We start from the raw sequence: 25,567 nt of genomic DNA, 5'->3' as shown, positions 1-25,567 counted from the left end.
GGGGTAAACCCCCCTGGGAGGTGGGCCGTTGACCGGATGGGACGGGTGGGCGTGATCCACGAGGCTCGGAGCGTGAAGAAGCCGACCCGCATCGCCGGCATCGTCGGTCTGTCCGCGAACGGTGCCCGCAAGCTGCGTGAGGCGCTCGGCCGGCGTGCCGTGACGGTCACGGTGAACTCCACCGGCCACGACGCCCGTCTGGCCGACGGCAACGCCTGCGGCGACGCCGCGGTCTCCCGTTTCCTGGCCACGGGCGAGCGCCGGGACGGCGATCCGTACTGCCGCTGACGGTCCGGGGCAACTACGGCCGCAGTCCCGGACGTCCCTGGGAGTGGAAGATCATCCCGTTCGCGGGGGTGCCCACCGCCTGGGCGGTGCGCCTCCGCCGAGTTCCGGAGGTCGTCATCTCATCGTCCGTACCCTCCCCGTCCCGGCGTTCGCTCCTCGCCGCCACCGGTGCCGTCACCGCGACGGCCCTGCTGGCGGCGGCCCCCGCGGCCCACGCCTCGGGCCCGGCCGCCCCCGACCCGGTCACCGCCCGGCTGCTCGAGCTGGAGGCGGCGCACGGAGCCCGGCTCGGCGTGTACGCCCGCAACGTCCTCACCGGGCGCACGGTCGCCCACCGCGAGGACGAGCGGTTCCCCGTCTGCTCCCTGTTCAAGACGCTGGCCTCGGCGGCCGTCCTGCGCGACCTGGACAGGGACGGCGAGTTCCTCGCCCGGCGCATCCACTACACGCGGGACGACATCGTCGAGAACTCGGACATCACCGAGGCGCGTCTGAAGACCGGGATGACGGTCGCCGAGCTGGCCGAGGTCGCGATCACCCACAGCGACAACACGGCGGGCAACCTGCTGCTGCGCGAACTGGGCGGCCCCACCGCGATCACCCGGTTCGCCCGTTCGCTGGGCGACCCGGTGACCCGGCTGGACCGCTGGGAGCCCGAGCTGAACACGGCCGAGCCGTGGCGGCGCACCGACGTCACGACGCCGCGGGCGATCGGCCGCACCTACGCCCGTCTCGTCCTGGGCCGGGCCCTGAACGCCCCGGACCGCGAGCTGCTGACCCGCTGGCTGCTGTCCAACACGACCAGCACCACCCGGCTGCGGGCCGGCCTGCCCACCACCTGGCGGGTGGCCGACAAGACGGGTGGCGGCTCGTACGGCACCAACAACGACGTGGGCATCGCCTGGACGGACCGTGGCGTCCCCCTGCTCCTGAGCGTCCAGTCGACCCGCCCCACCCCGGACGCACCCCGCGTCGACGCCCTGATCAAGGAGACGGCCTCACTCCTGGCGGAGGCTCTCGCCTGACCCCCTGACGGCTCCGGACGCGTGGGACCGACGCCGTACAGGGGTCGGCGTCGGTCCCGCACAGGGGACATAAGCGCACGTAACATGACGGACCGGAAGAAGATCGGACGCTTCACCTCCCCCTGGAGGAGGCCGACGTGGCTCCTGGTGTTCCGGCGCCCCACCGCCGGTCACTGCTGACGTTCGCCGGTGCGCTCGGCGTCGGCGCCGCGGTGCCGGGGTGCGGTCCCGAGTCGACGATCGCCGTCGGCGGGGGCGGGGGCGGGGGCGGGACGACGCTGACGGCGGTGATCGGGTACGGCAACGACGGCAGCTGGGACCCGACACAGACGGCGTCCGCGTTCTCCATGGCGGCGAACAACCATCTCTACGAGGGGCTCGTCGACACCGATCCGGTGTCCCGCGCGCCCTATCCCGCGCTCGCCGTCGCGCTTCCCGCCGATCCCCGGGCCACCCGGTGGCGGTTCGATCTGCGGCGCGGTGCGGTGTTCCACGACGGACGGCCCGTCACCGCGGACGACGTGGTGTTCGTCTTCGACCGCGTCCTGGACCCGGGCACCCAGACCCTGGTGAAGGGCTTCTTCGCGCCCTGGCTGGAGAGCGTGCGTGCGACCGGGCCGCGCAGTGTCGAACTGGTACTCAGGTTCCCCTTCCCCGAGGGCCTTTCCCGGCTCACCCTCGCCAAGGTCATGCCCCGCCACGTGTTCGGGCGGCCCGGCGCCTGGGACGAGGCGATCAGGGGACTGGCGGTGGGCTCGGGGCCGTACCGGCAGACGGCCCACCATCCGAGGTCGAACACCGCCTTCGAGGCGTTCGCCGGCTACAACGGCCCGCTGCGGCCGGCGTTCCGCAGGATGAACTGGCTGTCGATCGTGGACGCCGCCCCGCGCGTGGCCCGGATGTCCGGCGCGGGCGCGCAGATCGCGGACAACATCCCCTACGCCGACATCGGCCGGCTGCGCGACGACGGACTGTCGGTGGCCGGCGGGTCCGGGATGAACAACCTGTTCCTGATGTTCAACACCCGGCACGAACCCTTCGACGACGTACGGGTGCGGCAGGCGCTGCGGTACGCCGTCGACACCGACAAACTCGTCCGGGTCGCCCTGAGGGGACACGGCACCCCGGCCTCGTCGTTCCTGGACGAGGGACATCCGGCGTACCGGCGGGCCCGCACCGTCTACACCCACGACCCCGACCGGGCTCGCGCCCTGCTCAGGGCGGCCGGGGTGAAGCGGCTGAAGGTCGACATCATGTCGGTGAACGTCAGCTGGGTCGTCGACTGCCTGCCCACGATCAAGGCGTCCTGGGACGCCATCGGGGTGCGCACGACGCTGTCGCCGCAGGAGACGACGGCCGTGTTCACCAAGCTGGACCAGAGGCGCGACTACCAGGTGGTCGCCGCGGCCTCCAACCCCGGCCAGTTCGGGCTCGACGCCGACCTGGTCATGCACTACAACCACGGCCCGCGGAACCTGTGGACGGGCTACGCCCGCTGGGCCGGCGACCCGGTCGCGCGGGGCCTGTTCGCGGACATGGACCGGGCCACCCGCGAACCCGATCCGGAGCGCAAGAAGGCGATGATCCAGGACTGCATCGACGTCGTCGCCGAACAGGGGGTGCTGTACCCGGTCGTCCACAACGAGCTGATGACCGCGTGGGACCCCCGGCGGCTGACCGGCCTGCGCGCCCAGCCCTACCCGGGCGTCAACCTGCTCCGGGCGAAGTGGATCTGACGGCATGACGGCCGTCGTACGCATCCTGGTCCGCCGACTCGCCCTGCTGGTGCCGCTGATGCTGGGCATCGTGCTGTTCGTGTTCCTGGTGATGCGGTTCTCGGACACCGACCCGGCCTCCGCGTTCTTCCAGGGCGCGAATCCGACACCCGGGCAACTACGCGCCTTCCGCGAGGAGCACGGCCTGCTCGACCCGCTGCCCGTGCGCTACGCCCACTTCGTCGACGACCTCCTGCACGGCGACCTGGGCACCAGCGCGCTGACCGGGGCACCGGTGCTGGAGCTGGTAGCGACCGCCCTGCCCCTCACCCTCCAGCTGACCTTCCTCGGCCTCGGCATCGCGATGGTGCTGGCGCTGCTCGGCGGGGTCGCCGCGGCGATCCACCGGGACCAGGTGCCGGACCATCTGGTCCGGGCGGTGTCCCTGATCGGCGTGGCCGCGCCCGGCTTCTGGCTGGCCCTGCTGATGATCCAGTACCTGGCGGTGGAGCTGGGCTGGTTCCCCACCGGCGGCTACATCAACCCGGCCGACTCGGTCACCGGCTGGCTGAGCACCATGGCGCTGCCCGCGCTCGCCCTGTCCCTGCCGGTCGCCGCCCAGCTCACCCGGGTGGTGCGCACCTCGATGGTGGAGGAGCTGGACAGGGACTACGTCCGCACGGCGATCGGCAGCGGGCTGCCGCCCCGGGTCGTGGTCGGCCGCAACGTGCTGCGCAACGCCCTGGTGAACCCGCTGACCGTGCTCGGGCTGCGGGTCGGCTATCTGCTGGGCGGCGCGGTCGTCATCGAGACGATCTTCGCGCTGCCGGGCATGGGCAAGCTGATGATCGACGCCGTGAAGAACGGCGACCCGGCCGTCGTGCAGGGCGTCGTACTGACCACCGCGGCCGGGTTCGTGGTGGTGAACCTGGTCATCGACATCCTCTACCTCCTGGTCAACCCGCGACTGAGGGACGCCGGACCGTGATCACGCGCAAGAACCTCACCGAGGCGCTCACCCGGCCGGGCGGTGTCCGGCCGCGCGCCTGGAAACGGCTGTCCGCGCCGTCGAAGGCCGCCGTCTGCCTGCTCGGCGTCGTCGCGCTGAGCACGGTGTTCGCGCCGCTGCTCGCCCCGTACGACCCGCTCGACCAGCAGCCGCTGACCGACGGCAGCGGGCATCCCTCGGCCGCCCACTGGATGGGCCAGGACAGCCTGGGCCGGGACATCCTGAGCCGGCTGATGTACGGGGCGCGCTGGTCGCTGGCCATCGGGCTGGGCGCGACCCTGCTGGCCCTGGTCGCGGGCGCGCTGCTCGGCGCGGTCGCCGCGACCTCCCGCAGAGGCGTGGACGAGACGCTGATGCGCTGTCTGGACGTGGTGATGGCGTTCCCGGGGATCGCCCTGGCGGCGGTCCTGGTCGCGGTGTTCGGCGGCGGCATCACCGTACTGATCTGCGCGATCGCGTTCCTGTTCACACCTCCGGTGGCGCGGGTCGTGCGGGCCAACGTCCTCGACCAGTACGGCGAGGACTATGTGACGGCCGAGCGGGTGATCGGCGCCCGCACCCCGCACATCGTCGTCCGGCACGTGGCCGTCAACTGTCTGGCTCCCGTCCTGGTGTTCTGCACGGTGCAGGTCGCCGAGGCGATCGTGTTCGAGGCGTCCCTGTCCTTCGTCGGCGCGGGGGTGCGGCCCCCGGACCCGTCCTGGGGCAGCGTCGTCGCCGACGGCAAGAACATGGTCCTGACCGGTGGCTGGTGGGCCACCGTCTTCCCGGGCCTGCTGATGCTGGCGACCGTGCTGGCGCTGAACGTCCTGTCGGAGGGGGTGTCGGACGCGTGGGCGGCCCCGGCGGCGGACCGGGGGGCGGCTGCCGGGGACGACGGGGACTCCGGGCAGGACGGGAAGGACGGGCACGCCGAGGGCGCCGGGGACGCCGACGGCTTCGGGCGGTCGGGGGACACCGGGGCGCGCCCGAAGCCGACGGCCGGTCCCGATGAACTACTCCCCCTCCCCGCCCTCGAGGCCGCCGCGCGCCGGCTGCGGGACCGGGCCCGGCCGCTCCCCGGGGGCGATCCCGTCCTGGCCGTGCGGGACCTCCACGTCGGCTTCGAGGGGCGGCACCGCGGCGTGGACGTCGTCGCGGGGGTCGGCTTCGAGGTGCGCCCCGGTGAGGTGCTGGGGCTGGTCGGCGAGTCCGGCTGCGGCAAGTCGCTGACCGCGCTCACCGTGATGGGCCTGCCGCCGAAGGGCGCCCGGGTGCGCGGCGGGATCCGTTTCCTGGGCCGCGACCTGACCGCCGTACCGGCGAAGGCGCGGCGACGGATGCTGGGCCACGACATGGCGATGGTGTACCAGGACGCGCTGTCCTCGCTGAACCCGGCGATGACCGTGCGGGCGCAGCTGCGGCAGCTGGTCCGGCGGGGCGGCCGCAGAAGCCCGGCCGAACTGCTGTCGCTGGTCGGCCTGGACCCCGTGCGCACGCTGCGCAGCTATCCGCACGAGCTGTCCGGCGGCCAGCGCCAGCGTGTCCTGATCGCGATGGCGCTGTCCCGCGACCCGAGGCTGATCGTCGCCGACGAGCCGACGACCGCGCTGGACGTGACGGTGCAGGCGCAGGTCATGAAGCTGCTGCTGCGGCTGCGCGAGGAACTCGGCTTCGCCCTGGTCCTCGTCTCGCACGATCTCGCGCTGGTCGCGGACGTAACCGACCGGATCGTGGTGATGTACGGCGGGCAGATCGTGGAGTCGGGGGTGACGGCCGGGCTGGTCGCGGCACCGGCCCACCCGTACACCCGCGGACTGCTCGGCAGTGTGCTGTCGCTGGAGTCCTCGGAGGAGCGGCTGAGCCAGATCCGGGGTGTCGTGCCGTCCCCGGCGGACTTCCCCGCGGGCTGCCGCTTCGCCGACCGGTGCGGACGGGCGGACGAGCTGTGCCGCGCGGCCGTGCCGCTCCCGGTGGGCCTCCCGGCGCACACGGTCGCCTGCCGGCACCCCGTGGTGGACCCGACGGCCGTGGAGAGCGAGGCGCTGACCTGATGAGCGCGCTGGTCGAGGTGAACGACGTGCACGTGGTGCACCGGGCGCGCGGCGGCGGGCTGCTGCGCCGGGACCGGGTGTACGCCCTGACCGGGGCGGGTCTGGCGGTCGCGCCGGGCGAGACGGTGGGGGTGGTGGGCGAGTCGGGGTGCGGGAAGTCGACGTTGGCGAAGGTGCTGGTGGGGGTGGAGCGGCCGGCCGCGGGCACGGTGTCCTTCCGGGGCCGGGATCTGTGGGCGATGCCCGCCGGGGAGCGCCGGGCGACCGTCGGGCGGTCCGCCGGGATGGTGTTCCAGGACCCCTCGACCGCGCTGAACCGGCGGCTGCCGGTGCGGCGCATCCTGCGCGATCCGCTGGACGTGCACGGGTACGGCGGCGCGGCCGGGCGGGACGCGCGGGTGCGGGAGCTGATGGCGCTGGTGGGCCTGCCGCCCGCGCTGGCGGACGCGCTGCCGGGGAGCCTGTCGGGCGGTCAGCGCCAGCGGGTGGCCATCGCGCGGGCGCTGGCGCTGGATCCGGGCCTGGTGGTGGCGGACGAGCCGACGAGCGCGCTGGACGTGTCGGTGCGCGCGCAGATCCTGAATCTGCTGCTGGATCTGAAGGAACGGCTGGGGCTGGCGCTGGTGTTCGTCTCGCACGACATCCAGACCGTACGGCGGATGAGCGACCGGGTGATCACGATGTATCTGGGCCGGATCGTCGAGGAGGCCCCGGTCGGCCTGGTCGCCGACCGCGCCCGGCACCCCTACACGCGTGCCCTGTTCTCCGCCGCGCCCGGTCTGCTGGCGCCGGTCGAGCCGATCCCGCTGAGCGGCCCGGTGCCGTCGGCGACCCGCCCGCCGAGCGGGTGCCCGTTCCGCACCCGCTGCTGGAAGGCGGACGAGCTGTGCGGAACGGTCATGCCGGACTTCTGCCGCGCTTCCGGGACAGAACACCGCTTTCGGTGCCACCATCCCGTGCACGAGGACGAGTCGACCCGCGATCTCGCCGCCCAGATCCGCCCCAGGGAGCCCCGATGACCCTGCCCGCCCCGCTGTCCGGTGTCGTACCGCCCGTCTGCACGCCCCTGACCCCGGAGGGCGAGGTGGACGTGCCCTCGCTGCGTCGGCTGATCGACCATCTGATGGCCGGCGGGGTGCACGGCCTGTTCGTGCTCGGATCGACCTCGGAGGCCGCGTTCCTGACGGACCGGCAGCGCCGTCTGGTGGTGGAGACCGCCGTCGGCCACGCTGGCGGGCGGCTGCCGGTGCTGGCGGGCGCGATCGACATGACGACCTCGCGGGTGGCGGAGCACGTCGCCTCCGCCGCCGCGGCGGGCGCGAACGGCGTGGTCGTCACCGCCCCGTTCTACGCCCGCACCCACCCGGCCGAGATCGCCCGCCACTACCGTCTGCTGGCGGCCGCCTCCCCGGTCCCCGTCGTGGCCTACGACATCCCGGCCGCGGTGCACTCCAAGCTGCCCGCCGACGTGGTGCTGGAGCTGGCCGCGGAGGGTGTGCTGGCCGGGCTGAAGGACTCCAGCGGCGACCTGGGCGCCTTCCGCGAGGTCCTCACCGGGGCGCGTGGCCTGCCCGGCTTCTCCGTGCTCACCGGGTCGGAGGTCGTCATGGACGCGGCCCTGGCGATGGGCGCCGACGGGGCGGTGCCGGGCCTGGCGAACGTCGACCCGCACGGCTACGTCCGGCTGTACCGGCTGTGCCGGGCGGGTGACTGGGAGCGGGCCCGCTCGGAGCAGGAGCGGCTGTGCACCCTGTTCCGCATGACCGGCGTCGGCGACCCCGCCCGGATGGGGCCGGGCTCCTCGGCGCTGGGCGCGTTCAAGGCGGCCCTGCGGCTGCGCGGCATCATCGACTGCCCGGCGACGGCCGCGCCCCAGGTGCCGCTGTCCGAGGGCGAGGTCGAGCGGGTGGGCAAGGTGCTGGCCGGGGCCGGGCTGCTGTGAGGCCCCGGCGCCGCGGCCCCTCGCCACGGCCCGCCGGGCCGCCCGCCCCGGCCCGGCCGAGCGGCCTCAGTACAGCAGCTCGGCCGGGAGCCTGCGGAACTCGATCGTCTCGTAGGCGCTCGCCGTCCCCGTCTCGTACAGCACCCCGACCGTGCCCGCGTCGATCCGGACCAGGTCGGAGTAGGCGGCCCTGCGGTCGGACAGGGTGAGCACCTTGGCGAAGGTGCGCCCGCCGTCGGTGGAGCGCCACAGCGCCAGGGCCTGGCGGGCGGTGGGCACCGAGGGCCCGGAGAACAGCAGCGGGGCGCCGGGATCGCCCAGTTGCAGCACGCTCGCCTGGACCACCGGCACGTCGTTCAGCGTGGGCTGGACGGCGTAGGGCCGCTCCAGGCTCTCGCCGCCGTCGGCGGACGTGCTGTCGAGCCGGTTGCCGGTGGACGGGCCGTGCTGGTCGCGGGCGGAGAAGTAGACCCGGCCGTCGGACAGTTGGGTGGCGCTGGTCTCGTTGGTGTTGGCGAAACCGTCGTAGGTGTCGTCGACGAGGCCGAGCCGCCAGGTGACGCCGCCGTCGTCGCTGTAGAGGGTGTGGCCGCCGTAGTAGCGGGGCTCCTGGCCGGTGTCGCCGGAGCCCGGGGCCGGGGCGGCCGAGTGGTTGGCGGGGACGACCAGCCGGCCGGCGTGCGGGCCCCGGGTGAGCACGACGGCGTGTCCGGGGCCGGTGGCGTACCAGCGCCAGCCGGGCGGCTTCACCTGCGCGGTGATCTCCCGCGGCGGGCCGAAGCTGCGGCCGTCGTCCCAGCTGCGCTGCACGAACACCCGGCGGCTCTGGACGTCGGTGACCTCACCGCGCATGATCTGCTCCTCGGTCACCGCCCCGCTGTTGTACGAGGTGACGAGGACGACGGCGCCGGTGTACGGGTCGAACACGGGGGCCGGGTTGCCCCGGGTGTCGCCCTCCCCGGCGGCCACGACCGTGAGCGGGCCCCAGGTGCAGCCGCCGTCGTCGGAGCGGCGCAGCACCACGTCGATGGTGCCGGTGTCGCCCGCCCCGTCCCGGCGGCCCTCGGCGAAGGCGAGGACCGTGCCGAGGCCGGTGGTGACGGCGGCCGGGACGCGGTAGGCGGCGTAGCCGCCCTGCCCGGCCACGTAGGGGACGGACCCCGTGCAGCCGGACGCGGCGGAGGCGGAGACCGGCACCGAGAGCGTGCCGAGAAGGACGGAGGCGACGAGGAGGGTACGGCTCAGACGGGTCATCCCTCTCCCTCACGGGTGGCGGAGATCCCGATGATCGCACGAGTCCTGACAGATCGTAGGATTTACTCCGTCACGGCGCTCCCGGCGTCACCAGCCCCGACTCGTACGCCACGATGGCCAGTTGCGGGGAGCCGTCGAGCTGGTCGCGCAGCGTCTCGGCCGTGCGGGTCTCCGCGGGGGTCTGCGGCGGCGCGGAGGCGAGGACGGAGATCTCGGTCCAGCCCTCGCCCGCGCGGCCCGGGGTGACGCCGTCGGTGGCCCGGATCGCGGTGACGGTGGCCTCGGCGCGCCCGGTCGGCGTCATCACGGTGAGGGGCCGGCCGGAGCTCCCCGGGCAGGCGGCGGCCGGGATCCGCGTCGGGGCGACGGACTCCGGCCGGTCGACGGAGGAGTCCACGGCTTGTCCGGACGCCCTCCGGACTCCCGCACGGCGGGGGCCGGATCGTCGGGCGCGAGGGCGAGTTCGGGGGTACTGCCCGAGGTGTGCCGCGGGCCCGGGTACTCCCGGGGGAGTAAGGGAGAGGTGAGGTGCCGGTTCAGGACGGCGTGCAGGCCGCCGCGAGGAGGCGGGTGACCTCGTCGGCCGTGATGGTCAGCGCGGAGCCGACCGTGGCGAGCACCTCGCGCTCCGCGGGGGTGTACGGGCCGTCGGCGAGGGCGATGCGGGCGCCCTGGAGGAGGATCGACTCGCGGCCGGGCGGGGCGAGGTGCGGGGCGAGCGGGTCGAGGGCCTCGTGGAGCTCTATGGCGAGACCGGGCCCGCAGGGGGCGCCGTAGACCCGGCCGGTGTCCGCGGCGAGCGCCTCGACCAGGGCGTTGAGCTGTTCCTCGGTGCAGTCGTCGAAGCCGGCCCGGCGCACGGCCGAGGCGGCGGCGCTCAGGGCGAACTGGGTGCGCGGGCCGCCGCCCGCGGCCAGCACCGCGAGGGCGACCGTGTGCACTGCGTCCCGGAGCATCGCGGAGAAGCGGCTGGTGGTGGGGTGGTCGAGGACGTCGGTGCCGTAGCGGCGGCGGCAGGCGGCGCACTCCACGGCGGGGCCGGTCTCGCCGCGCGCCACGAGGGGCACGCCCAGCACGGTGAAGCGGCGGCGGCCGGTCAGCCGCTGGTAGTTGCGGTCGCCCCCGCAGGCGGGGCAGAAGAACTGTCCGTCGCCCACGGCGGTCCACACGGTGCGGGTCCCCAGGATGCGCACAGCCTTGCCCGCCCGGCCGTCCCGTCCCCGTCCTGGCAGCACGTCGCACCTCCGTAGGCCCGCGGCGACATCGCCGCGCTGGCGTGATGTTAGCCACATTACGGAGGTGCAGTCAGCACCTTGGACGAGACCTTTCCGTGACCTGGGGTGTCGATTGGCCGGGAAACGACGGTGCCCCGCCCGCCGGGTGAGCGGCGGAGGGGGCGTCCGAAGCGGCCGGGGACCGGGCGGGGCGCCGGTCCGGTGAGGTCAGCGGGCGGCGCGGTTCACCGCGGAGACGACGGCCTTCAGCGAGGCACGTGTCGTGTTCGCGTCGATGCCGATGCCCCACAGGACCTTGCCGTCGATCGCGCACTCGATGTACGAGGCGGCCTGCGCGGAGGCGCCCTCGCTCATCGTGTGCTCCTGGTAGTCCAGCAGGCGTACGTCGATGCCGATGGACTGCAGGGCGTCGAAGAAGGCCGAGATCGGACCGTTGCCGGTGCCGGCCAGGACGGTGTCGACGCCGTCGACGGTGGCCTCCACCTTGAGCGTGTCCACGCCGTCGGTGTCGGTGGTCGACTGCCCGTTGCGCACCTGGATGCGGCCCCAGGGGTTCTCCGGGTTCGGCAGGTACTCGTCCTGGAAGACCGCCCAGATGTCCTTCGGCGTGACCTCGCCGCCCTCGGCGTCCGTCTTGGCCTGGATGAGCTTCGAGAACTCGATCTGCATCCGGCGCGGCAGGTCCAGCTTGTGGTCGTTCTTCAGGACGTAGGCGATACCGCCCTTGCCGGACTGCGAGTTGACGCGGATGACCGCCTCGTAGGAGCGGCCGACGTCCTTGGGGTCGATCGGCAGGTAGGGGACCGCCCACTCGATGTCGTCGACGGTGACGCCCTTCGCGGCCGCGTCGGCCTCCATGGCGTCGAAGCCCTTCTTGATGGCGTCCTGGTGGGAGCCGGAGAAGGACGTGTAGACCAGGTCGCCCACGTACGGGTGGCGCGGGTGGACCTCCATCTGGTTGCAGTACTCCCACGTACGACGGATCTCGTCGATGTCGGAGAAGTCGATCTGCGGGTCGACGCCCTGGGAGAACAGGTTCATGCCCAGGGTGACCAGGTCGACGTTGCCGGTGCGCTCGCCCTGTCCGAACAGGCAGCCCTCGACGCGGTCGGCGCCGGCCATCAGCGCCAGCTCGGCGGCGGCGACGGCGGTGCCGCGGTCGTTGTGCGGGTGGATCGACAGCACGACGTGCTCGCGGCGGGTCAGGTTGCGGTGCATCCACTCGAAGCGGTCCGCGTGCGTGGAGGGCGTCGAACGCTCCACGGTGGCGGGCAGGTTGAGGATGATCTCGCGGCCCGGACCCGGCTGGTAGACGTCCATCACCGCCTCGCAGACCTCCAGCGCGAAGTCCAGCTCGGTGTCGGTGAAGATCTCCGGGCTGTACTGGAAGCCGAACTCCGTCTCGGGGCCCAGCAGTTTCTCGGCGTACTCGACGACCAGACGGGTGCCGTCGACGGCGATCTGCTTGATGTCGTCCTGGGAGCCGCGGAAGACGACCCGGCGGAAGACGGGCGCGGTCGCGTTGTACAGGTGGACGGTCGCCCGCCGGGCGCCCTTCAGGGACTCCACGGTCCGCTCGATCAGGTCCTCACGGGCCTGGGTCAGTACGGAGATGGTGACGTCCTCGGGGATCGCGCCGGGCTCCTCGACGATGGAGCGCACGAAGTCGAAGTCGGTCTGGCCGGAGGCGGGAAAGCCGACCTCGATCTCCTTGTAGCCCATCTTGACCAGCTGGTCGAACATCCGGCGCTTGCGCTCGGGCGACATCGGGTCGATCAGGGCCTGGTTGCCGTCACGCAGGTCGGTGGAGAGCCAGCGGGGGGCGGCGGTGATCCGCTGGTCCGGCCAGGTCCGGTCGGAGATGTCGACCTGTTCGTACCGTCCGTACTTGTGGACCGGCATCGTGCTGGGCTGCTGGCGGTTCGCCATGAGTGCGGGGCTCCTCTTGGTGTCCGGATGGACGGCCGACACGCAACACGAAGCTCCGCGGGGAGGGAGTCGACCTGAACTACAGGCCCTCGCCGCGGCAGCTAAGAAGAAGCAGCCCGAAACGCATGATGCGCAGCATGCTAGCCGAGCCCTTCCGGTTGTGGCGGTGTGTATCAGTATGCGGGACCGTGTGCCATATCAGGACAAAAGGTGTGCCACGTCACGCCACCACCCACACCCCGAGGGGCGCGGAGCCGGGACGCGACTCCGCCGCGCGGGCGCCACCGGTCACGCGTGACCCGCGGCCGGTAGCACAGAGCGACCATCCACACCCCCCTCATCCCCACATTTCACCAATCATGGTGGCAACCGGTGACATCCCGCTCACCCGGTGCAATGGTTCCGCCATGACGACGAACGGGGGCTTCCAGCCCGTCTTCTGCACCATCGTCCCGCCCCACGTCCTCGACACGCTCGCCCGCGCCGAGGACCCCGCGCTCGCCGGACCCGCCCGCCGGACCCTCCAGCGCGACGCCTTCGAACGCACCCAGCGCCGCCTGACCACGGTGATCGGCGCGCCCGCGATCGCCGCGCCGCCCGAGGCGGAGACCGGACAGCCGCACCGCACGGTCTACGACGCCCGGCACCGGACCGCCCTGCCCGGCGAGAGGGTCCGCGGCGAAGGCCAGGAGCCCGGCAAGGACGCCACCGTCAACCGCGCCTACGCGGGACTCGGTGCCACCTTCGAGCTGTTCCGGAACGCCTTCGCACGCGACTCGATCGACGGCGACGGCCTCCCGCTGGACGCCACGGTCCACTACGACGAGGACTACAACAACGCCTTCTGGAACGGCGAGCAGATGGTGTTCGGCGACGGGGACGGGGAGATCTTCAACGACTTCACCATCCCCATCGACGTCATCGGCCACGAACTCGCCCACGGCGTCACGCAGTACACCGCGAACCTCGCCTACTTCGGCCAGTCCGGCGCCCTCAACGAGTCGCTCTCCGACGTCTTCGGCTCGCTGATCAAGCAGTACACCCTCGGCCAGACCGCCACCGAGGCCGACTGGCTGATCGGCGCGGGCCTGCTCGCCGAGCGCGTCACCGGCACGGCCCTGCGCTCGATGAAGGCACCGGGCACGGCGTACGACGACGACGTGCTCGGCAAGGACCCGCAGCCCGCGACCATGGACGACTACGTGCACACCGGCCGCGACAACGGCGGCGTGCACATCAACTCCGGCATCCCCAACCACGCCTTCTACCTCGCCGCCACCGCCCTCGGCGGTCACGCCTGGGAACGGGCCGGGCAGATCTGGTACGACGTGCTGACCGGCGGCCGGCTCACCGAGGACGCGCAGTTCGAGGACTTCGCCGCCCTCACCGTCGCGGCGGCCCGCGACCGCTACCGCGAGGGCGACGAGCTCCAGGCCGTCACCAAGGCCTGGGAGCAGGTCGGCGTGCGCACGCCGTAGTTCCGTACTAGACAGGAACCATGCGGATTCTGGTGCGGCGCACAGGTGGTTTCGGGGGCATCGAGCGGCATGCCGAGGTGGACACCTCGGGCCGTGACGACGCCCGGGAGTGGCAGGCCCTGGCCGACGGCGCGATGGCGGACGGCCGGGGCACGCCCCCGATCGGCGTGCCCGACGGGTTCAGCTACCAGATCACGGTGGACGGGAAGACCGTGTACTGCGCGGACCCACGGCTCACCGAGGAGCAGCGCAGGCTGATCAGCAGGGTGCTCAAGGAAGGCGCGTAACGGGTTCTTCCCGCCTGCCCGTTGACTTCCGTTACCGACGGTACGGATGATCCGGCGCATGGCGACTCATGAGCGCGACGCGATGCCCCGCTTCCCGGCCGGCTTCCTGTGGGGCGTGTCGACCTCGGCCCATCAGATCGAGGGGGCCGCTGAGCTGCGCGGCCCCTCCGTCTGGGACGAGTTCACGGCCGTGCCGGGCCGGGTGAAGGACGGCTCGACGGCGGCCGTGGCCTGCGACCACTACCACCGCTACCGCGAGGACGTGGCGCTGCTGGCCGGGCTCGGCGTGGACGCCTACCGGTTCTCCGTCTCCTGGCCCCGGGTGAACGCCCCCGGCGGCCTGGACTTCTACGACCGGCTCGTCGACGAGCTGTGCGCGGCGGGGGTCCGCCCGGTGCCGACCCTCTTCCACTGGGACCTGCCGGCCGCGCTGGACTGGCTGGAGCGGGACACCGCCGCGCGGCTGGCGGAGTACGTGTCGGTCGTCGCCGGCAGGCTCGGCGACCGCGTGGAGAAGTGGATCACCCTCAACGAGCCCGCCGAGCACACCCTGCTGGGCCATGCCCTCGGCGTCCACGCCCCGGGCCGGCAGCTGCTGTTCGACGCCCTGCCGGTCGCCCACCACCAGCTCCTCGCGCACGGCCTGGCCGTCCAGGCGCTGCGCGCGGCCGGCGCCACGGACATCGGTATCGCCAACTCCCACGGCCCGACCTGGCCGGCCTCACGCGACGAGGCCGACCTGGAGGCGGCCGGCTTCTACGACCTGCTGCTCAACCGCCTGTTCGCGGACCCGGTCCTGCTCGGGCGGTACCCGGAGGGCATCGCCGAACTCATGCCGGGCGACGTGGCCGCGGACCTGAAGGTCGTCGGGGAGCCCGTCGACTGGTACGGGATCAACTACTACGCCCCGACCCGGGTGGGCGCCCCGCAGGGCACGGAGATCGACTTCGGCGGCGTCCGGATGCCCGCCGAACTCCCCTTCTCCGTGAGGGAGATCGAGGACGTCCCGAGGACCGACTTCGGCTGGCCGGTGGTCCCCTCGGCGCTCACCGAACTGCTGACGGACTTCCGCGGCCGCTACGCCGAGCGCCTGCCGCCCGTCGTCATCACCGAGAACGGCTGCTCCTACGAGGGCCTCGACGACCAGGCCCGCATCACCTACCTGGACGGCCACGTCCGCGCGCTGCACCGCGCGATCGAGCAGGGCGTCGACGTCCGCGGGTACTTCGTCTGGTCCCTCCTGGACAACTTCGAGTGGGCGGAGGGCTACGAGCGCAGATTCGGCCTGGTCCACGTCGACCACGAGACCCGCACCAGAACCCCCAAGGCGTCATACGCCTGGTACCGGTCCCTGCTCAGGAACCAGCACACCTGAACGCCCCGAACGGGGCGCGGGTTCCAGTCCGTCCGAAGGCACGCCGCCGGCAACGCCCTGAAGGCGCACAGGTCCCAGCGCGCCCGATAAAGGCACACGGCCGACACCGCCCTGAGGGGCGCGGGGAACTGCGCGACAAGCCGCACACGACCCGCACCCGCCACCCCACCCGAGGAGGCACGCGCAGAAGGCGCCCTACAACGCCCTCGCGCCCCGAGCCACGCTCAAAAACCGAGCCTCCGCAACTGCTTCGGATCCCGCTGCCAGTCCTTGGCGACCTTCACATGAAGGTCGAGGAACACCGGCGTACCCAGCAACGCCTCGATCTGCTTGCGCGACTTGATCCCGACCTCCTTCAACCGCTTGCCCTTGGGGCCGATGATGATGCCCTTCTGGCTGGGCCGCTCGATGTAGACGAAGGCGTGGATGTCGAGGAGGGGCTTGTCGGCGGGCCGGTCCTCGCGCGGAAGCATCTCCTCGACGACCACGGCGATGGAGTGCGGCAGCTCGTCGCGCACACCCTCCAGCGCGGCCTCACGGATCAGCTCCGCGATCATGACCTGCTCGGGCTCGTCGGTGAGGTCGCCCTCGGGGTACAGGGCGGGGCCCTCGGGCAGCATCGGGATCAGCAGGTCCGCCAGCAGGTCGACCTGCTTGTTCGCGGTCGCCGACACCGGGACGATCTGCGCCCACTCGATGCCCAGCTCCCTGCCCAGCTGGTCGATCGCGATCAGCTGTTCGGCGAGGGTCTTGGAGTCGACGAGGTCCGTCTTGGTGACGATGGCGACCTTCGGGGACTTCTTGATCCCCGCCAGCTCCTTGGCGATGAAGCGGTCGCCGGGGCCGATCTTCTCGTTCGCCGGGAGGCAGAACCCGATCACGTCGACCTCGGCCCAGGTCGTGCGGACCACGTCGTTCAGCCGCTCGCCCAGCAGCGTGCGCGGCTTGTGCAGCCCGGGGGTGTCCACCAGGATCAGCTGCGCGTCCGGGCGGTGCACGATCCCCCGGACCGTGTGCCGGGTCGTCTGCGGCTGGTTGGCGGTGATCGCCACCTTCTGCCCGACCAGAGCGTTCGTGAGGGTGGACTTGCCCGCGTTGGGCCGTCCCACGAAGCACGCGAAACCGGCCCGGTGCTCCCCCGCTGCCTCAAGGGCGCGAGAGGTGCCCCCATCCTCGGCCGGCTGTTCGGATGACTGGTTGCGAGCGCTCATGCCGCTCATTCTCCCTGATCCCCGAAGCCGTACCGCACCACCGGCACGAAGACCGTTCCGCACGGCACCCACCGTGAGCTTCCGGAAACCCGACGGCAACGAAACCTCACGGAAACACACCCGTACGCGACCGGAAACCGACAGCGGTGAGTCTCTCTCGCATCCCCCACCCGTTGGAGACGACCGTGACCCTTGCCGCAGCGCACGTCGACACCGGCGACACGGCCTGGCTGCTCGCCGCCACCGCCCTCGTCCTGCTGATGACCCCGGGCCTGGCCCTGTTCTACGGCGGCATGGTCCGCGCCAAGAGCGTCCTCAACATGCTGATGATGAGCTTCGTCTCGATCGCGCTGGTCACGGTCGTGTGGCTGGCGGCCGGCTACTCGCTCGCCTTCGGCGAGGACGCGGGCGGCGGGCTGATCGGCGGCCTGGAGCACCTCGGCATGGCGGGCCTCGGCCCGGACAGCGTCCACGGCACGGTCCCCACCGTGCTCTTCGCCACCTTCCAGCTCACCTTCGCGATCATCACCGCCGCGCTGATCAGCGGTGCCGTGGCGGACCGGACCAGGTTCGGGGCGTGGCTGGTCTTCGTGCCCGTGTGGGCGCTGGCGGTATACGTCCCGGTCGCCCACTGGGTGTGGGGCCCGGGCGGCTGGATCGTCGCCGAGCTGGGCGCGCTGGACTTCGCGGGCGGTCTGCCCGTGGAGATCACCTCGGGCGCCTCGGGTCTCGCCCTGTGCCTGGTCCTGGGCCCGCGGCTGGGCTTCCGCAAGGACTCCATGCGGCCGCACAACCTGCCCATGGTGATGCTGGGCGCCGGTCTGCTGTGGTTCGGCTGGTTCGGTTTCAACGCGGGCTCGGCGCTGGGCGCCAACGGCCTGGCCGCCGCCGCCTTCCTCAACACCCTCGCCGCGGGCTGCACGGGCCTGCTGGGCTGGCTGTTCGTCGAGCAGCGGCGCGACGGCCACCCCACCACCCTGGGCGCCGCCTCGGGCGCGGTCGCGGGCCTGGTGGCGATCACCCCGTCCTGCGGCTCGGTGTCCCTGCTCGGCGCGCTCGTGGTCGGCCTGGCCGCCGGTGTCGTCTGCTCCTACGCCGTGAGCTGGAAGTTCAGGTTCGGCTACGACGACTCGCTCGACGTCGTCGGGGTGCACCTGGTCGGCGGTGTCATCGGCACCCTGCTGATCGGCGTCTTCGCGGTGGAGTCCATGACCGGCGGGCCCGAGGGCCTGCTGCACGGCGGCGGACTCGGCCAGCTCGGCAGGCAGCTCGTGGCGGTCGTGGCCGTCGGGACGTACGCGTTCGCGGTCACCTACGGCATCGCCAGGCTGATCGACAAGGTGCTGGGCTTCCGGGCCGAGGAGGACCACGAGCACACCGGCCTGGACCTTACGGTGCACGCGGAGACCGCATACGATCACGGCGTCCTGGGGCACGGCGCCCCGGTCGCCCACTCCGTCCCCACCGCCCAGAAGGTCAGGCCCCAGGCATGAAGCTCATCACCGCGATCGTCAAGCCTTACCGCCTCGACGAAGTGAAGAACGCCCTTCAGGAACTGGGCGTCCAGGGTCTGACCGTCACCGAGGCCAGCGGCTACGGCCGCCAGCGCGGGCACACCGAGGTCTACCGCGGCGCGGAGTACCAGGTCGACCTCGTGCCGAAGGTCCGGATCGAGGTCGTCGTCGACGACGCGGCCGCCGACGACGTGATCGACGCGGTGGTGAAGGCCGCGCACACCGGCAAGATCGGCGACGGCAAGGTGTGGGCGCTGCCGGTCGACACGGTCGTCCGGGTCCGCACGGGCGAGCGCGGCCCGGACGCCCTGTAGAAGGGTCCTAGCCGGCGGTGACGGTGGTGTGCACGGTCCCGTCCGGGCCGGCGACCAGCACCGGCGTCCCGGATCCGCCCAGATCGCGTACGGCGGCCAGGTCCGCGTCGGACGCCGACCGCGCCTCCGTCACCACCGCCGCGGCCTCGAGCGACTTCGCCCCGGACGCCACCGCCATGGCGACGGCGGTCCGCAGGGCGCTGAGCTCGAGCGAGTCCAGCTCCACCGTCCCCGCGACATAGGTCCGGCCGGTCTCGTCGCGGACGGCCGCGCCCTCCGGCACCCCGTTGCGGGCGCGGGCCGAGCGCGCCAGGGTGACGATCTTGCGGTCCTCGGGGTCGAGCGCGTTGCTGTCGGTCATGGGTCGAGGATACGTAGGCGTCCCGGGCTCACCCGGCGACGGGGTGCAGGGCCCCGCGCCGCCCCTCGGGGCCCGGTGTTCCGGAAGGGGACGGCCGGTCCTAGGGGCGGTCGAGGCGGAGGCGGTCGGGCCGGGGCAGGCCCGCGACGACGAGGTCGTAGGAGTCCTCGACGAGTTCGCGGACCAGGCCGTCGGGGAGGGTGCCGTCGGCCGTCACCGTGTTCCAGTGGCGTTTGTTCATGTGGTAGCCGGGGACGATCAGGCCCTCGTGCTCGGTGCGCAGCCGCACCGCGTCGTCCGGGTCGCACTTGAGGTTGACCGTCAGGGGCCGCGCGCCCAGGTCGGTGAGGGCGAACAGCTTGCCCCGGACCTTGAAGACGGAGATCTCCGGGCGGAACGGGAAGTCCTCCACCGCCGCGTTGAACGACAGGCAGAGGGCGCGCAGCTCCTGGGGCGTCACTCCGGCTGCTCCTCGGGGGTCCCGGCCGGTGCGACCGGCTCCACCAGCACGGTCACGATCTTGTTGCGGCGGCCCGCCGAGGACTCCGCGGTCAGCCTGAGCTGCCGGCCGTCGGGCAGTTCGACCGCCGAGGAGGCGCCGGCGATGGGGACCCGGCCGAGGGCCTTGGCGAGCAGTCCGCCGACGGTCTCCACGTCCTCGTCGTCGTACTCCTCCAGGTCGTACAGCTCGCCGAGGTCGGTGATGTCGAGGCGGGCGGTGACCCGGAAACGGTCCTCGCCCAGGCTCTCCACGGGCGGCAGTTCCCGGTCGTACTCGTCGGTGATCTCGCCGACGATCTCCTCGAGGATGTCCTCGATGGTGACGATGCCGGCGGTGCCGCCGTACTCGTCGACGACGACGGCGACGTGGTTGCGTTCCTTCTGCATCTCGCGGAGCAGGTCGCCGGCGTTCTTGGTGTCGGGCACGAAGAACGCCGGGCGCATCGCGGTCGACACCAGCTCGGACTCGGCGTCGCGGCTGATGTGCGTCTTGCGGACGAGGTCCTTCAGATAGACGATCCCGACGATGTCGTCCTCGCTCTCGCCGGTCACGGGTATCCGGGAGAAGCCGGAGCGCAGGGCGAGGGTGAGGGCCTGGCGGATGGTCTTGTAGCGCTCGATGAGGACGAGGTCGGTGCGCGGCACCATCACCTCGCGCACCAGGGTGTCGCCGAGCTCGAAGACGGAGTGCACCATACGGCGCTCCTCGTCCTCGATGAGGGACTCCTGCTCGGCGAGGTCGACCAGCGCGCGCAGCTCGGCCTCGGAGGCGAACGGGCCGCGCCGGAAGCCCTTGCCGGGGGTGAGGGCGTTGCCGAGGAGGATCAGCAGCGACGGGACCGGGCCCATCACCCGGGCCAGCGGCAGCAGCACGTACGCCGCCGCCGTGGCGGTGTTCATCGGGTGCTGGCGGCCGATGGTGCGCGGGGACACCCCGACGGCGACGTACGACACCAGGACCATGACCGCGATGGCGACCAGCAGGGCCTCGGCCGTGGAGTCGAACTCCGCGAGGCAGGCGTAGGTGACCAGGGCCGCGGCCGCCATCTCGCAGGCGACGCGGACCAGCAGGGCCACGTTCAGGTAGCGGGTGGGGTCGGCGGCCACCTGCGCGAGCTTCGCGCTGCCGCGGCGGCCGGACTTCACGGCCTCCTCGGCGCGGAAGCTGGAGACCCGCGCGATGCCGGCCTCCGCGCAGGCGGCGAGCCAGGCGACGACGGTCAGCAGGATCGCGCCGAGGACGAGTTGAGGACTCATGGTCGACTCGAGCGCTCTGCTACGAGACGGTCGGCGCGGGCGACGGGCCGGTCAGGCCCCTCTCCTGCCGCCAGCCGTCCACGATGGCCGCCTGGAGGCCGAACATCTCGGCCTTCTCGTCCGGCTCCTCGTGGTCGTAGCCGAGCAGGTGCAGCACACCGTGGACGGTGAGGAGCTGGAGCTCCTCGTCCATGGTGTGCTGCGTGTCCGCCTCGGCGCCCTGCTTGGCGGCGACCTCGGGGCACAGCACGATGTCGCCGAGCAGGCCCTGCGGGGGCTCCTCGTCGTCCTTGCCGGGCGGCCGGAGCTCGTCCATGGGAAAGGACATGACATCGGTGGGGCCTGGCAGGTCCATCCACTGGATGTGCAGCTGCTCCATGGCGTCGGCGTCCACGACGATCACCGAGAGCTCGGAGAGCGGGTGGATGCGCATCCGTGCGAGTGCGTAGCGGGCGATGTCGAGGATCGCCTGCTCGTCGACCTCGGTTCCGGACTCGTTGTTGACGTCGATCGACATGGTCGTGCTCGGTCTACTTCCCCTTGTGCCCGGCCTTGCCCCGGCCGCCCCTGTGCGCGCCGTTCTCCGTGCCGTGCTGGCTGTCGTACTGCTCGTACGCGTCGACGATACGGCCCACCAGCTTGTGGCGGACGACATCCTGCGACGACAACCGGGAGAAGTGGACGTCCTCGACGCCGTCCAGGATGTCCTGGACCTGGCGCAGGCCGGACTTGGTGCCGTTCGGCAGGTCGACCTGGGTCACGTCGCCCGTGATCACGATCTTCGAGTCGAAGCCGAGGCGGGTGAGGAACATCTTCATCTGCTCGGGGCTGGTGTTCTGGGCCTCGTCGAGAATGATGAAGGCGTCGTTGAGGGTGCGGCCGCGCATGTAGGCGAGCGGCGCGACCTCGATCGTCCCGGCGGCCATCAGCCTCGGGATGGAGTCGGGGTCGAGCATGTCGTGCAGCGCGTCGTAGAGCGGGCGCAGGTAGGGGTCGATCTTCTCGTACAGGGTGCCGGGCAGGAATCCCAGGCGCTCGCCCGCCTCCACCGCCGGGCGGGTCAGGATGATGCGGTTGCACTGCTTGGACTGCAGGGCCTGCACGGCCTTGGCCATGGCGAGGTAGGTCTTGCCGGTGCCCGCGGGGCCGATGCCGAAGACGATCGTGTGCTTGTCGATCGCGTCGACGTAGCGCTTCTGGTTGAGCGTCTTCGGACGGATGGTGCGGCCGCGCGAGGACAGGATGTTCTGGGTGAGAACCGAGGCCGGGGTCTCCTCCGGGCCTTCGCCGTTCTCGCTCGCCCTCAGCATGGCGATCGAGCGTTCCACTGCGTCCTCCGTCATCGGCTGCCCGGTGCGGAGCACGAGCATCATCTCGTCGAACAGGCGCTGTATCAGGGCGACTTCCGCCGCTTCGCCGACCGCGCTGATCTCATTGCCCCGGACGTGGATGTCGGCCGCCGGGAAGGCCTTCTCGATCACGCGCAGGAGGGAGTCTCCGGACCCCAGCACGGTGACCATCGGATGCTGGGCGGGGACGGTGAACTGTGCTCGTGCCTGCCCCTGCGCGGGGCTGTGAGCTGTGGGTGTCTGAGTCATGGGCCGGCTCTGTAGGCCTGCTTTTCCTCCTCGTCACGGCCGCGTGGCTGAGGGCGGCCTCGCGCCATCCAGAGTACGCCGGGGGGCGGTCGAGGCCGTAGGCCTTTTCATGAGGTGGGTGTGGCTGGGGTGGCCGTTGGTGCGGGGCGGTTTGTGGCGCGGGGCGGGTGCGGGCCGTCTTGCGCTTGTGCAGCGGGGCGGGTGCGGGCGCTCGTGGCGTGGGGCGGGTGCGGGCCCTCGTGGGCTGGTCGCGCGGTTCCCCGCGCCCCTGAAAGCAGGGCGGTGTGCGCCGGCGCGGTCACGTGGCGGAGCCGCGTATCGGCACAGCCCCGCCTCCCCGGCTCCCAGCCGCGGGCAGGCGTGCCGCTTGGGGCGGCACGGGTGGGCGCGGCGGCACCTTCCAAGGTCGGGTGGTGGGACGCCGGGACCCGGGGTGGGCGGGGAGCGGCCCTGGATCGGGGCGGGTGGGGGCGCCCGGACCCGGGGCGGGTGGGGGTGGCCGGACCCGGGTGGGCGGGGAGCGGCCCTGGAAGGGGCGCCCGGGCCCGGGGAGGGTCGGGGGCCCATGCCCGGGCTGGGTGGGGCGCGGCCTGGGCCGGGGCGCTCGGGCCGGGGGTCAGGTGGATTTGCCGAAGCCGATCGTGGGGACGGCTCGGCGCAGCGGCCAGGGGCGTACGCAGTCGTCGGGGACCAGCCGGTCCAGGAAGGCGTAGCGGCGCAGGGCCGCGGGGTCCTGGTCGGCCAGGGAATGGACCTTGCGCCACCACGCGGCCACCTCGCTCCAGCCCGGCGCCGACAGCGACCCCCCGAACTCCTGCACGGACAGCGCCGCCGTCAGCCCGGCGAAGGCCAGCCGGTCCGCCAGCGGCCACCCGGCGAGCGTGCCCGTGACGAAGCCGGCCACGAACACGTCCCCCGCCCCGGTGGGGTCGAGCGCCTCGACGGCGATGGCGGGGACCTCGGCGGTCTCCCCCGTACGCCCGTCCATGGCGTAGGCCCCCTCCGCGCCGAGCGTCACCACGACGACGGGCACGTAAGCGGTCAACGCCTGCGCGGCAGCGCGGGGGCACCCGGTGCGGGTGTACCGCATGGCCTCCTGCGCGTTGGGCAGAAAGGCCTCGCAGTGCTCCAGATCCGCCAGCCCCGCGAGATCCCACGCCCCGGTGTCGTCCCAGCCGACGTCGGCGAACAGCCGCGTCCCCTGCCCCGCGGCCTGCGCGATCCACGGCGCCCGTCTGCCGGGTGTGAGGGAGGCGACGGCGGCCCGGGCCCGGGGCGGGCAGTCCGGCGCGGGCTCCTCCGGCGGGGGCTCGTGGCCGTGGGAGACCATCGTGCGCTCCCCCTCGTAGGCCATGGAGACGGTGACCGGCGAGTGCCAGCCCGACACCGTCCGCGACGAGCCGAGGTCGATCCCCTCGCCCTGCTCCAGCGCGTCCCAGCAGTACTCCCCGTAGTGGTCGTCGCCGAAGGCCGCCGCGAGGGAGGTGCGCAGCCCGAGGCGGGCCAGCGCGGTGGCCATGTTGGCGACGCCGCCGGGGCTGGAGCCCATGCCGCGCGCCCAGGACTCGGTGCCGCGCACGGGTGCGGAGTCCAGCCCGGTGAAGATGATGTCGAGGAAGACGGTGCCGGTGAGGTAGACGTCCCACGGCGGGTCCGCGGGCGCCCGCAGCCCGGCGAGCGGGTCGACCTGGGACCTGCGGTGCGGCCCCTGCCCCATGGACACCTCGGACGCGATCACGATGGCGCTCCTGACACATGGCGGACACATGGTGTGGATTCAGGCCAGTGTGCATCACATCACCCCGGGCGGGCCGTCCGCACCGCACCGGCCGCACCCGCACCACCGCCCCCACGGACACGGTCCTACCAGCGCGGCACCCCTGGCGTCACCCACCCCGGCTCGGCGACCCGCATCGCCGCGGCGTCGTCACGGTCGCGCAGCCGGCCGTCGTCCGCCAGCCAGCGCCGGTGCAGGAAGTCCAGCCGGTCACGGTCGAGTTCGACGCCGAGACCGGGTGCGTCGGAGACCGTGACGCGACCCCCGGTGAAGGCGATCCGCTCGGCGAGGACGTCCTCGGACTGCCAGGGGTAGTGCGCGTCGCAGGCGTGGCGCAGTCCGGGCACGGTGGCAGCGACCTGGGTCATGGCGGCCAGGCTGATGCCGAGATGGGTGTTGGAGTGCATGGACATGCCGACGCCGAAGGTGCGGCACACGGCGGCCAGGTGCTGGGTGTTGCGCAGCCCTCCCCAGTAGTGGTGGTCGGAGAGCACGATCCGCACGGCACCGCGCGTGAACGCCTCGGGGATCTCGCCGAAGGTCGTCACGCACATGTTGGTGGCGAGCGGCACGTCGGTGCGCGCGGCGACCTCGGCCATCGCGGCGGTGCCGAGCGCCGGGTCCTCCAGGTACTCCAGGACGTCCCGCAGGGCGTCGGCGACCTTCACGGACGTCTCCACCGACCAGGCCCCGTTGGGGTCCAGCCGCAGCGGCCGCCCCGGGAACGCCTCGGCGAGGGCGCGCACGGCGGCGACCTCCTCGTCGGGCGGCAGGACACCGCCCTTGAGCTTGAAGGAGGTGAACCCGTGGCGCTCGGTGAAGCGGCGGCCCTGCTCGACGATCCCGGCGGGGTCGAGGGCCGCGCCCCAGTCGTCGCGCTCGGCCGGGACGCCCTGCGGATGCTCGGCCCACCTGTAGAACAGGTAGGCGCCGTACTCGACGGAGTCGCGCACCTTGCCGCCGAGCAGGGCGTGCACGGGCAGCCCGAGCGCCTTGCCGAGCGCGTCGAGACAGGCGACCTCGAAGGCGGAGACGACGGACAGACGGAGCTTGTCGGCGGTCCGGACCCCCCGCAGCCCGCCGACGTCGACGGAGTCGTCCACGCGTGAGGCGTCGACCCCGACGCCGTCCATCAGCGTGAACAGCCCGTTGAGGTCGTCGACCCGGCGTCCGGGCAGCAGCGCGGCCAGTGGCCGGGCGAGTTCGAGGTATCCGGTGTCGCCGTAGGTCTCCCCGACGCCGGTGGTCCCGTCGTCCGTCACGATCTCCACGATCAGGCGCGGCGTATACGGCTGGTGGACGCCCTGGGTGTTGAGCAGCGGCGGGTCGGCGACCAGCACGGGCGTGAGTCGGACCTCGGCGACGGTCGGGGCGTGGGGCACGGACGACCTCCGGCAGTTGTTCAAGTATGTGAAAGACGAACGCGCATGCGAACAGCGCCGCGCTTATACCCAGTCCCCCGAC

General features: G+C 72.5%; 23 protein-coding genes and 1 pseudogene. 12 read left to right on the top strand and 12 right to left on the bottom strand.

The genetic code is table 11. The features are described 5' to 3' along the window. Nucleotides 1–120: 120 nt before the first annotated feature. The 7 genes and pseudogenes from ACFYR0_RS02350 to ACFYR0_RS02320 all read left to right on the top strand — a co-directional run. Nucleotides 121–288, top strand: a pseudogene (locus ACFYR0_RS02350) (alpha/beta hydrolase); the annotation flags it as partial. A gap of 86 nt (nt 289–374) precedes the next feature. Next, a complete protein-coding gene (bla, locus tag ACFYR0_RS02345) occupies nt 375–1,313 on the top strand; it encodes a class A beta-lactamase (protein WP_389321116.1) in 939 nt (312 codons plus the stop codon). Between the two features lie 137 nt (nt 1,314–1,450). Continuing rightward, nucleotides 1,451–3,049 carry an ABC transporter substrate-binding protein gene (locus ACFYR0_RS02340; RefSeq protein ID WP_389320840.1) on the top strand — a complete coding sequence of 533 codons (1,599 nt, stop codon included), beginning with the start codon at nt 1,451–1,453 and terminating at the stop codon, nt 3,047–3,049. Nucleotides 3,050–3,053: 4 nt separating this feature from the next. Beyond that, nucleotides 3,054–4,016, top strand: coding sequence for an ABC transporter permease (locus ACFYR0_RS02335; RefSeq protein ID WP_389320837.1), 963 nt, complete (start codon nt 3,054–3,056; stop codon nt 4,014–4,016). Continuing rightward, nucleotides 4,013–6,070, top strand: coding sequence for a dipeptide/oligopeptide/nickel ABC transporter permease/ATP-binding protein (locus ACFYR0_RS02330; RefSeq protein WP_389320835.1), 2,058 nt, complete (start codon nt 4,013–4,015; stop codon nt 6,068–6,070). Before ACFYR0_RS02335 ends, ACFYR0_RS02330 begins: the two co-directional genes overlap by 4 nt. Next, nucleotides 6,070–7,089, top strand: coding sequence for an oligopeptide/dipeptide ABC transporter ATP-binding protein (locus tag ACFYR0_RS02325; RefSeq protein ID WP_389320833.1), 1,020 nt, complete (start codon nt 6,070–6,072; stop codon nt 7,087–7,089). The genes ACFYR0_RS02330 and ACFYR0_RS02325 overlap by 1 nt, the downstream gene beginning before the upstream one ends. After that, the gene (locus ACFYR0_RS02320; RefSeq protein WP_389320830.1) at nt 7,086–8,012 is read left to right on the top strand and encodes a dihydrodipicolinate synthase family protein; all 927 of its coding nucleotides are present in this window, start codon (nt 7,086–7,088) and stop codon (nt 8,010–8,012) included. Before ACFYR0_RS02325 ends, ACFYR0_RS02320 begins: the two co-directional genes overlap by 4 nt. A gap of 66 nt (nt 8,013–8,078) precedes the next feature. Here ACFYR0_RS02320 and ACFYR0_RS02315 read toward each other — a convergent pair whose 3' ends face one another. The 4 genes from ACFYR0_RS02315 to leuA form a co-directional block, all read right to left on the bottom strand. Further along, the gene (locus tag ACFYR0_RS02315; RefSeq protein WP_389320828.1) at nt 8,079–9,266 is read right to left on the bottom strand and encodes an exo-alpha-sialidase; all 1,188 of its coding nucleotides are present in this window, start codon (nt 9,264–9,266) and stop codon (nt 8,079–8,081) included. A 70-nt stretch (nt 9,267–9,336) separates the two neighbouring features. Continuing rightward, on the bottom strand, nt 9,337–9,663 hold the full coding sequence (locus ACFYR0_RS02310; RefSeq protein ID WP_389320825.1) for a hypothetical protein: 327 nt from the start codon (nt 9,661–9,663) through the stop codon (nt 9,337–9,339). 139 nt (nt 9,664–9,802) lie between these two features. Beyond that, complete coding sequence (locus ACFYR0_RS02305) at nt 9,803–10,501, bottom strand: TerB family tellurite resistance protein (RefSeq protein WP_386378426.1); 699 nt, start codon at nt 10,499–10,501, stop codon at nt 9,803–9,805. A gap of 207 nt (nt 10,502–10,708) precedes the next feature. Further along, nucleotides 10,709–12,430, bottom strand: a complete 1,722-nt coding sequence (leuA, locus tag ACFYR0_RS02300; protein WP_389320822.1) for a 2-isopropylmalate synthase — start codon at nt 12,428–12,430, stop codon at nt 10,709–10,711. Nucleotides 12,431–12,837: 407 nt separating this feature from the next. Here leuA and ACFYR0_RS02295 point away from each other — a divergent pair, with 407 nt between their 5' ends. The 3 genes from ACFYR0_RS02295 to ACFYR0_RS02285 are packed head-to-tail and all read left to right on the top strand — an operon-like array spanning nt 12,838 to nt 15,570. Beyond that, complete coding sequence (locus ACFYR0_RS02295) at nt 12,838–13,908, top strand: M4 family metallopeptidase (RefSeq protein ID WP_389320818.1); 1,071 nt, start codon at nt 12,838–12,840, stop codon at nt 13,906–13,908. A 20-nt stretch (nt 13,909–13,928) separates the two neighbouring features. Continuing rightward, nucleotides 13,929–14,195 carry a protealysin inhibitor emfourin gene (locus ACFYR0_RS02290; RefSeq protein WP_389320815.1) on the top strand — a complete coding sequence of 89 codons (267 nt, stop codon included), beginning with the start codon at nt 13,929–13,931 and terminating at the stop codon, nt 14,193–14,195. A gap of 46 nt (nt 14,196–14,241) precedes the next feature. Beyond that, nucleotides 14,242–15,570, top strand: coding sequence for a GH1 family beta-glucosidase (locus ACFYR0_RS02285; RefSeq protein ID WP_389320812.1), 1,329 nt, complete (start codon nt 14,242–14,244; stop codon nt 15,568–15,570). 224 nt (nt 15,571–15,794) lie between these two features. On the opposite strand, the gene era is transcribed toward ACFYR0_RS02285, so the two are convergent. Beyond that, a complete protein-coding gene (era, locus tag ACFYR0_RS02280) occupies nt 15,795–16,781 on the bottom strand; it encodes a GTPase Era (RefSeq protein ID WP_389320809.1) in 987 nt (328 codons plus the stop codon). A 185-nt stretch (nt 16,782–16,966) separates the two neighbouring features. Here era and ACFYR0_RS02275 point away from each other — a divergent pair, with 185 nt between their 5' ends. Beyond that, on the top strand, nt 16,967–18,274 hold the full coding sequence (locus tag ACFYR0_RS02275) for an ammonium transporter (protein WP_389320806.1): 1,308 nt from the start codon (nt 16,967–16,969) through the stop codon (nt 18,272–18,274). Next, nucleotides 18,271–18,609, top strand: a complete 339-nt coding sequence (locus tag ACFYR0_RS02270; RefSeq protein WP_389320803.1) for a P-II family nitrogen regulator — start codon at nt 18,271–18,273, stop codon at nt 18,607–18,609. The genes ACFYR0_RS02275 and ACFYR0_RS02270 overlap by 4 nt, the downstream gene beginning before the upstream one ends. A 7-nt stretch (nt 18,610–18,616) precedes the next feature. Here ACFYR0_RS02270 and ACFYR0_RS02265 read toward each other — a convergent pair whose 3' ends face one another. The 7 genes from ACFYR0_RS02265 to ACFYR0_RS02235 form a co-directional block, all read right to left on the bottom strand. Beyond that, nucleotides 18,617–18,970 carry a cytidine deaminase gene (locus ACFYR0_RS02265; protein ID WP_389320800.1) on the bottom strand — a complete coding sequence of 118 codons (354 nt, stop codon included), beginning with the start codon at nt 18,968–18,970 and terminating at the stop codon, nt 18,617–18,619. A 100-nt stretch (nt 18,971–19,070) separates the two neighbouring features. Next, nucleotides 19,071–19,430: an MmcQ/YjbR family DNA-binding protein gene (locus ACFYR0_RS02260; RefSeq protein ID WP_389320797.1), complete on the bottom strand. Its 360-nt coding sequence runs from the start codon at nt 19,428–19,430 to the stop codon at nt 19,071–19,073. Continuing rightward, nucleotides 19,427–20,728, bottom strand: a complete 1,302-nt coding sequence (locus ACFYR0_RS02255; protein WP_389320795.1) for a hemolysin family protein — start codon at nt 20,726–20,728, stop codon at nt 19,427–19,429. Before ACFYR0_RS02255 ends, ACFYR0_RS02260 begins: the two co-directional genes overlap by 4 nt. Before the next feature lie 19 nt (nt 20,729–20,747). Continuing rightward, on the bottom strand, nt 20,748–21,245 hold the full coding sequence (gene ybeY, locus ACFYR0_RS02250) for an rRNA maturation RNase YbeY (protein ID WP_389320792.1): 498 nt from the start codon (nt 21,243–21,245) through the stop codon (nt 20,748–20,750). Nucleotides 21,246–21,258: 13 nt separating this feature from the next. Then, complete coding sequence (locus ACFYR0_RS02245) at nt 21,259–22,326, bottom strand: PhoH family protein (RefSeq protein WP_389320789.1); 1,068 nt, start codon at nt 22,324–22,326, stop codon at nt 21,259–21,261. 616 nt (nt 22,327–22,942) lie between these two features. Continuing rightward, on the bottom strand, nt 22,943–24,043 hold the full coding sequence (locus tag ACFYR0_RS02240; RefSeq protein ID WP_389321113.1) for a carbohydrate kinase family protein: 1,101 nt from the start codon (nt 24,041–24,043) through the stop codon (nt 22,943–22,945). A 146-nt stretch (nt 24,044–24,189) separates the two neighbouring features. Beyond that, on the bottom strand, nt 24,190–25,485 hold the full coding sequence (locus ACFYR0_RS02235; protein WP_389320786.1) for a glucarate dehydratase family protein: 1,296 nt from the start codon (nt 25,483–25,485) through the stop codon (nt 24,190–24,192). Nucleotides 25,486–25,567: the final 82 nt, after the last annotated feature.

Origin of the sequence: Streptomyces sp. NPDC005017 (assembly GCF_042873115.1) — a bacterium.
In the GTDB taxonomy this organism is placed as follows: domain Bacteria; phylum Actinomycetota; class Actinomycetes; order Streptomycetales; family Streptomycetaceae; genus Streptomyces.
Note: the sequence above shows the minus strand (reverse complement) of the source record. Positions and strands in the feature narration are given on the sequence as shown.